This window comes from Acinetobacter sp. USHLN143 (genome assembly GCF_037145695.1).
Classification (GTDB): Bacteria; Pseudomonadota; Gammaproteobacteria; order Pseudomonadales; family Moraxellaceae; genus Acinetobacter; species Acinetobacter fasciculus.
Map to the genome: position 1 here is coordinate 1 of NZ_JBBCWZ010000201.1, position 571 is coordinate 571.

Annotated in this window: 1 protein-coding gene; it reads left to right on the forward strand. The window is 38.2% G+C overall.

Annotated elements, in window-relative coordinates; genetic code table 11:
• A partial coding sequence (locus WFH18_RS17685) for an IS3 family transposase (protein ID WP_336755393.1) occupies positions 1-568 on the forward strand: 568 nt, incomplete at its 5' end.
• Positions 569-571: the final 3 nt, after the last annotated feature.

The window sequence follows — 571 nt, forward strand, 5'->3', positions numbered from 1 at the left end:
ACCAAATCTAAGTCAGGCCAATCAAGCTCACCGTAAATATCCATATCTGCTCAAAGGATTGGCTATTCAGCGCAGTAATCAAGTGTGGTGTACGGATATAACGTATATCCCTATGGCAAAAGGCTTTGTTTATTTATGTGCTGTGATTGATTGGCATAGCCGCAAGGTACTTGCGCATAGGGTATCGATTAGTATGGAGGTGGATTTTTGTATTTCGGCTTTAAATGAAGCGATTGAAAAATATGGATCACCTGAAATATTTAATACAGACCAGGGCAGTCAGTTCACCAGTGATGCATTTATTGATGTATTGAAATCAAATGGCATTCAAATCAGTATGGATGGTAAAGGTCGATGGATTGATAATGTGATGGTTGAACGGTTATGGAGAAGCGTTAAATATGAAGAGGTGTATCTCAAAGCTTATAGCAGTGTCACCGATGCGAAAAAGCAATTGAGTGCATATTTTGAATTTTATAATTTGAAACGACCTCATTCGAGTCTGGACAAAATGACTCCAGATGAGTTTTACTATGACCAGCTACCACAACAAAATAAGGTAGCTTAACTA